Source organism: Arthrobacter sp. SO3 (assembly GCF_020532825.1).
Taxonomy (GTDB): Bacteria; Actinomycetota; Actinomycetes; order Actinomycetales; family Micrococcaceae; genus Arthrobacter.
The window spans coordinates 2451-4161 of the sequence record NZ_MQTS01000190.1 but is presented as its reverse complement, the minus strand read 5'-3'; the positions used below and the strand labels follow the sequence as shown (position 1 = coordinate 4161).

Genomic DNA, 1711 nt, shown 5'->3' with positions numbered 1-1711 from the left:
CATAGATAGGCTACTTCTAGTTCCCGCCCGCCCCGACACCCTCACAATGGAGACCCGCGCCATGGCAAGCACCGAAACCCGCGTGGCGTTCGTCTCCGGCGCCCGGCTGCCGGGCTGGGTGGAGCGCTTCGCGGCGAGCCACGGCGCCTTGACCGAAGAGGAGCTCGACGCCGGGCTGCAGCTCCGTGCGGCGGACGGGGCAGTGGCCCTGCTGCAGGCGCCCTGGCCGGCGGAGGGCCGTCCCGGGCACGGCACGGACGCGGTGTCCCGGCTCGCGTCGCTCGCCGGGCAGCCCCGGCGTGTCGGGGCCGTGCTGGTCCGCCGGGGTGGCTACTCGGTGGCCGTGGTCAGCGGCGGGGCCGTGCTCGCGTCGAAAACCGGCACCCGGCATGTCCAGTCCCGGACGGCAGCGGGCGGCTGGTCCCAGCAGCGCTTCGCCCGGCGGCGCGCGAACCAGGCCGATGCCCTGGTGGAGGCCGTGGCGGACCACGCCGCGCGGATCTTCGCGGATCACCGGATTGAGTACCTGGCGCCCGGCGGCGACCGGACCCTGGCCGAGCAGGTCCTCGCCGAACCGGTGCTGAAGCAGTACGCGGCACGGCCGAGGCTGGCTTTCCTGGACGTCCCGGATCCGCGCGCCGCGGTCCTGCAGAAAGCCGCCGCGGATCTGTGCGCGGTGCGGATCCTGGTCACGGACCCGCCGGCGTAGCAGCGGCCGCCGTTCCATCCCCCAATCTCTGCGAATGGAACGGCGGCCACTTCGCTGTCCGGCTGCCGGGCGCCCTGCGGCTACTCTTCGGGTGCCAGGGTGACGGTAACCCCGTTGAGTTCCTGGCTGAAGTCGAGTTGGCAGGAGAGCCGCGATCCGCACTCCTGGTAGCCCTCGGCCTCGACCAGAAGTTCCAGTTCGTCCTCGCTGCGTTCGGCCAGGGTGTCGAAGACCTCTGTCGCCAGGAAGACGTGGCAGGTCGCGCAGGATGACCTGGCGAAGCCGGGTGTGGTTCGGTGCATCGAACAGGGTCAGGAAGGTCAGCGGCACCGGGTCAACGACCTGGGAGGAGAACACCTTGGGGGCGCGCATGGCTTTGCGGACGTCGTCGTAGCGGGAGATGAACCAGACATCCGATACCGGCGACGCTGCGCGCAGGACCGGGGCGTGCTCGCGCATCCACTCGTAGTGCGCGTAGGGATCGCCCTGGCTGCCGTCGTCGACGACCTTGAACGGGGCCAGACCGTCCGGCCAGGCGAGTTCATGGGAGTACGGGGGCAGTCCGGCCTGGCTGGCGGAGGGCTCTTCGGCGGGCAGCAGTTCAGTGGTGGCGGCAGACATCGTTGTCCTTCTGTCGGAGTGCGCGGACGTGATCTACGTCTCAACCAACAATGCCGATCGTGAACCGCTTCACCCCATAGGGCTTCCGTTCATCGGTTGTGAAAGCCTGCCGCAGCCAGGGCGCCGCGCAGCGGAATCCGATGTGGCTCATCCCAGTGTCGATCATCTGCGGGCGGCGGGCGGCGGGCCGGTAGCGCTGGCAGTAGCTGTCGGCGCAGAGGAACGAGCCGCCTTTGACGACCTTGCGGGGCACCGGGGCCCGCCGCGGGTCAAGGCTCGCGTCGCGATTACCGCCCCGGGAGTCGACCGGGGCGCAGCATCCGTCGCCGGCGTCGTGCTGTTGGTACCAGTCGCTGGTCCACTCCCACACGTTTCCGGCCA

At 70.3% G+C, this 1711-nt stretch carries 3 protein-coding genes; 1 reads left to right on the top strand and 2 read right to left on the bottom strand.

The window, feature by feature from the left end; translation table 11 throughout:
* Positions 1-61: 61 nt before the first annotated feature.
* Positions 62-709, top strand: a complete 648-nt coding sequence (locus BJQ90_RS17970; protein WP_226761570.1) for an acVLRF1 family peptidyl-tRNA hydrolase — start codon at positions 62-64, stop codon at positions 707-709.
* An 80-nt stretch (positions 710-789) separates the two neighbouring features.
* Here the strand turns inward: BJQ90_RS17970 and BJQ90_RS17965 are convergent, their stop codons facing one another.
* Both BJQ90_RS17965 and BJQ90_RS17960 read right to left on the bottom strand, forming a co-directional pair.
* Entirely contained in the window at positions 790-1011 is a 222-nt protein-coding gene (locus BJQ90_RS17965; protein WP_226761568.1) for a hypothetical protein, read from the bottom strand.
* 359 nt (positions 1012-1370) lie between these two features.
* Positions 1371-1711 (bottom strand): formylglycine-generating enzyme family protein (locus tag BJQ90_RS17960; protein ID WP_226761567.1); only part of this gene is annotated, 341 nt, incomplete at its 5' end.

What these genes read in the sequence shown, in the direction of transcription:
- BJQ90_RS17970 (WP_226761570.1), top strand. Translation starts at nt 62, where the DNA reads ATGGCAAGCACCGAAACCCGCGTGGCGTTCGTCTCCGGCGCCCGGCTG.
- BJQ90_RS17965 (WP_226761568.1), bottom strand. Translation starts at nt 1,011, where the DNA reads ATGCACCGAACCACACCCGGCTTCGCCAGGTCATCCTGCGCGACCTGC.